Raw genomic sequence first — 4948 nt, 5'->3', positions numbered from 1 at the left:
TTCTTCATAATCTCGTTTCTCTGCTGCTGATGCAGCGACGCGAAACAGAAACAAGACGGAAGCGGTGGTGAGGCTTCCGGGCGACTGCAGGTTAAGGCGCCGATGTTCGCGAATGTTCTTTAAAAACTAACAGCCGATAAGTGTGGGCGCTTGATGGCGACGCGGCCCGAGGTCTTCGGACTAAGGGGTAAGCGAAAGTATCAAGTCTCACACGGTATTAGAGGAAGGTTTATCTGTCGAAAGACGGATTAATCATCGTCAGTACGTTGAGTGAGCGACCGGTTGGTAAAACAACCGAAAACAGTAACAGGCATTGAACTGAAGAGTTTGATCCTGGCTCAGATTGAACGCTGGCGGCATGCCTTACACATGCAAGTCGAACGGCAGCACGGGGGCAACCCTGGTGGCGAGTGGCGAACGGGTGAGTAATACATCGGAACGTGTCCTGTAGTGGGGGATAGCCCGGCGAAAGCCGGATTAATACCGCATACGATCTACGGAAGAAAGCGGGGGATCTTCGGACCTCGCGCTATAGGGGCGGCCGATGGCAGATTAGCTAGTTGGTGGGGTAAAGGCCTACCAAGGCGACGATCTGTAGCTGGTCTGAGAGGACGACCAGCCACACTGGGACTGAGACACGGCCCAGACTCCTACGGGAGGCAGCAGTGGGGAATTTTGGACAATGGGGGAAACCCTGATCCAGCAATGCCGCGTGTGTGAAGAAGGCCTTCGGGTTGTAAAGCACTTTTGTCCGGAAAGAAAACTTCGGGGCTAATACCTCTGGAGGATGACGGTACCGGAAGAATAAGCACCGGCTAACTACGTGCCAGCAGCCGCGGTAATACGTAGGGTGCGAGCGTTAATCGGAATTACTGGGCGTAAAGCGTGCGCAGGCGGTCTGTTAAGACAGATGTGAAATCCCCGGGCTTAACCTGGGAACTGCATTTGTGACTGGCAGGCTAGAGTATGGCAGAGGGGGGTAGAATTCCACGTGTAGCAGTGAAATGCGTAGAGATGTGGAGGAATACCGATGGCGAAGGCAGCCCCCTGGGCCAATACTGACGCTCATGCACGAAAGCGTGGGGAGCAAACAGGATTAGATACCCTGGTAGTCCACGCCCTAAACGATGTCAACTAGTTGTTGGGGATTCATTTCCTTAGTAACGTAGCTAACGCGTGAAGTTGACCGCCTGGGGAGTACGGTCGCAAGATTAAAACTCAAAGGAATTGACGGGGACCCGCACAAGCGGTGGATGATGTGGATTAATTCGATGCAACGCGAAAAACCTTACCTACCCTTGACATGGTCGGAACCCTGGTGAGAGCTGGGGGTGCTCGAAAGAGAACCGACACACAGGTGCTGCATGGCTGTCGTCAGCTCGTGTCGTGAGATGTTGGGTTAAGTCCCGCAACGAGCGCAACCCTTGTCCTTAGTTGCTACGCAAGAGCACTCTAAGGAGACTGCCGGTGACAAACCGGAGGAAGGTGGGGATGACGTCAAGTCCTCATGGCCCTTATGGGTAGGGCTTCACACGTCATACAATGGTCGGAACAGAGGGTCGCTAAGCCGCGAGGTGGAGCCAATCCCAGAAAACCGATCGTAGTCCGGATCGTAGTCTGCAACTCGACTACGTGAAGCTGGAATCGCTAGTAATCGCGGATCAGCATGCCGCGGTGAATACGTTCCCGGGTCTTGTACACACCGCCCGTCACACCATGGGAGTGGGTTTTACCAGAAGTGGCTAGTCTAACCGCAAGGAGGACGGTCACCACGGTAGGATTCATGACTGGGGTGAAGTCGTAACAAGGTAGCCGTATCGGAAGGTGCGGCTGGATCACCTCCTTTCTCGAGCTTAACGTGTCAGAAGTTGAGCGCTCACGCTTATCGGCTGTAAGAAGACAGGCTAAGGGTCTGTAGCTCAGTCGGTTAGAGCACCGTCTTGATAAGGCGGGGGTCGTTGGTTCGAATCCAACCAGACCCACCACCCAAGTGCGCGTGCGATCCGGCAGCAGGATGAGCGAGATCTTTAGCATGGCACCCGGGGGATTAGCTCAGCTGGGAGAGCACCTGCTTTGCAAGCAGGGGGTCGTCGGTTCGATCCCGTCATCCTCCACCAATCTTCAATGCCCAGCGTTCAGAGTCAGAGCTGAATGCTGCGCATTGGCGATTGAGCCAGTCAGAGCGATATTGGAAAGTGTAGATATCGGCTGTCGTTCTTTAACAATCTGGAAGAAGTAGTAAAGAGATTCACGAAAGCATACTTAGAGATGGGTGTGCGAGTAGGTGAATCAGGGTTGTGATTGTATCAAGTATGAAAAGGTAATCGAAAGATTGCTTTGGAATACGGCACAACGCGAATACTCAACCTATGAGGGGTGTGCTTGTGAGAGACACACTCGTTATAGGGTCAAGCGAACAAGTGCATGTGGTGGATGCCTTGGCGATCACAGGCGATGAAGGACGCGGTAGCCTGCGAAAAGCTTCGGGGAGCTGGCAAACGAGCATTGATCCGAAGATGTCCGAATGGGGAAACCCGGCCCGTATGGGTCATCCATAGCTGAATACATAGGCTATGCGAAGCGAACGCGGTGAACTGAAACATCTAAGTAACCGCAGGAAAAGAAATCAACCGAGATTCCCAAAGTAGTGGCGAGCGAAATGGGATCAGCCTGTACTCTTTATCTGTATTGTTAGCTGAACGCTCTGGAAAGTGCGGCCATAGCAGGTGATAGCCCTGTAAGCGAAAACAGTATGGAAGAACTAGGTGTACGACAAGTAGGGCGGGACACGTGAAATCCTGTCTGAAGATGGGGGGACCATCCTCCAAGGCTAAATACTCGTGATCGACCGATAGTGAACCAGTACCGTGAGGGAAAGGCGAAAAGAACCCCGGGAGGGGAGTGAAATAGATCCTGAAACCGCATGCATACAAACAGTCGGAGCCTCGCAAGGGGTGACGGCGTACCTTTTGTATAATGGGTCAGCGACTTACGTTCAGTAGCAAGCTTAACTGATTAAGGCAGGCGTAGCGAAAGCGAGTCCGAATAGGGCGTTCAGTTGCTGGGCGTAGACCCGAAACCAAGTGATCTATCCATGGCCAGGTTGAAGGTGCGGTAACACGTACTGGAGGACCGAACCCACTAACGTTGAAAAGTTAGGGGATGAGCTGTGGATAGGGGTGAAAGGCTAAACAAACTTGGAAATAGCTGGTTCTCTCCGAAAACTATTTAGGTAGTGCCTCGTGTCTCACCTTCGGGGGTAGAGCACTGTCATGGTTGTGGGGTCCATTGCGGATTACTACGCCATAGCAAACTCCGAATACCGAAGAGTGCAATCACGGGAGACAGACATCGGGTGCTAACGTCCGGTGTCAAGAGGGAAACAACCCAGACCGCCAGCTAAGGTCCCTAAATATGGCTAAGTGGGAAACGAAGTGGGAAGGCTAAAACAGTCAGGAGGTTGGCTTAGAAGCAGCCATCCTTTAAAGAAAGCGTAATAGCTCACTGATCGAGTCGTCCTGCGCGGAAGATGTAACGGGGCTAAGCCATATACCGAAGCTGCGGATGCACATTTATGTGCATGGTAGGAGAGCGTTCCGTAAGCCTGCGAAGGTGCACTGGAAAGTGTGCTGGAGGTATCGGAAGTGCGAATGCTGACATGAGTAGCGATAAAGGGGGTGAAAAGCCCCCTCGCCGTAAGCCCAAGGTTTCCTACGCAACGTTCATCGGCGTAGGGTGAGTCGGCCCCTAAGGCGAGGCAGAAATGCGTAGCTGATGGGAAGCAGGTTAATATTCCTGCACCATTGTTAGATGCGATGGGGGGACGGATCGCGGAAGGTTGTCCGGGTGTTGGAAGTCCCGGTCCTTGCATTGGAGAAGGCGCTTAGGCAAATCCGGGCGCGGAATTCAAGGGTGTGAGGCGAGCGGCTTAGGCCGCGAAGCAATCGGAAGTGGTTCCAAGAAAAGCCTCTAAGCTTCAGTCTAACAAGACCGTACCGCAAACCGACACAGGTGGGCGAGATGAGTATTCTAAGGCGCTTGAGAGAACTCGGGAGAAGGAACTCGGCAAATTGGTACCGTAACTTCGGGATAAGGTACGCCCTTGTAGCTTGACTGGCCTGCGCCAGGAGGGTGAGAGGGTTGCAATAAACTGGTGGCTGCGACTGTTTAATAAAAACACAGCACTCTGCAAACACGAAAGTGGACGTATAGGGTGTGACGCCTGCCCGGTGCCGGAAGATTAAATGATGGGGTGCAAGCTCTTGATTGAAGTCCCGGTAAACGGCGGCCGTAACTATAACGGTCCTAAGGTAGCGAAATTCCTTGTCGGGTAAGTTCCGACCTGCACGAATGGCGTAACGATGGCCACACTGTCTCCTCCCGAGACTCAGCGAAGTTGAAGTGTTTGTGATGATGCAATCTCCCCGCGGCTAGACGGAAAGACCCCATGAACCTTTACTGTAGCTTTGCATTGGACTTTGAACCGATCTGTGTAGGATAGGTGGGAGGCTATGAAACCGGAACGCTAGTTTCGGTGGAGCCGTCCTTGAAATACCACCCTGGTTTGTTTGAGGTTCTAACCTTGGTCCGTTATCCGGACTGGGGACAGTGCATGGTAGGCAGTTTGACTGGGGCGGTCTCCTCCCAAAGTGTAACGGAGGAGTACGAAGGTACGCTAGGTACGGTCGGAAATCGTGCTGATAGTGCAATGGCATAAGCGTGCTTAACTGCGAGACCGACAAGTCGAGCAGGTGCGAAAGCAGGTCATAGTGATCCGGTGGTTCTGTATGGAAGGGCCATCGCTCAACGGATAAAAGGTACTCTGGGGATAACAGGCTGATACCGCCCAAGAGTTCATATCGACGGCGGTGTTTGGCACCTCGATGTCGGCTCATCTCATCCTGGGGCTGTAGCCGGTCCCAAGGGTATGGCTGTTCGCCATTTAAAG

General features: G+C 53.0%; 2 tRNA genes and 2 rRNA genes. All 4 read left to right on the top strand.

Annotated features, from left to right (window positions below):
• The first annotated feature begins 315 nt into the window (after positions 1-315).
• Positions 316-1846: ribosomal RNA gene (locus tag BG61_RS37560) — 16S ribosomal RNA — on the top strand.
• A 62-nt stretch (positions 1847-1908) separates the two neighbouring features.
• Positions 1909-1985: transfer RNA gene (locus BG61_RS37555), tRNA-Ile, on the top strand.
• Between the two features lie 56 nt (positions 1986-2041).
• Positions 2042-2117 (top strand) — tRNA-Ala (locus BG61_RS37550).
• Between the two features lie 289 nt (positions 2118-2406).
• Positions 2407-4948, top strand: a 23S ribosomal RNA gene (locus BG61_RS37545); the annotation flags it as partial.

Origin of the sequence: Caballeronia glathei (genome assembly GCF_000698595.1) — a bacterium.
GTDB classification, from domain to species: domain Bacteria; phylum Pseudomonadota; class Gammaproteobacteria; order Burkholderiales; family Burkholderiaceae; genus Caballeronia; species Caballeronia glathei.
This window is presented reverse-complemented; position numbering and strand designations above follow the sequence as displayed.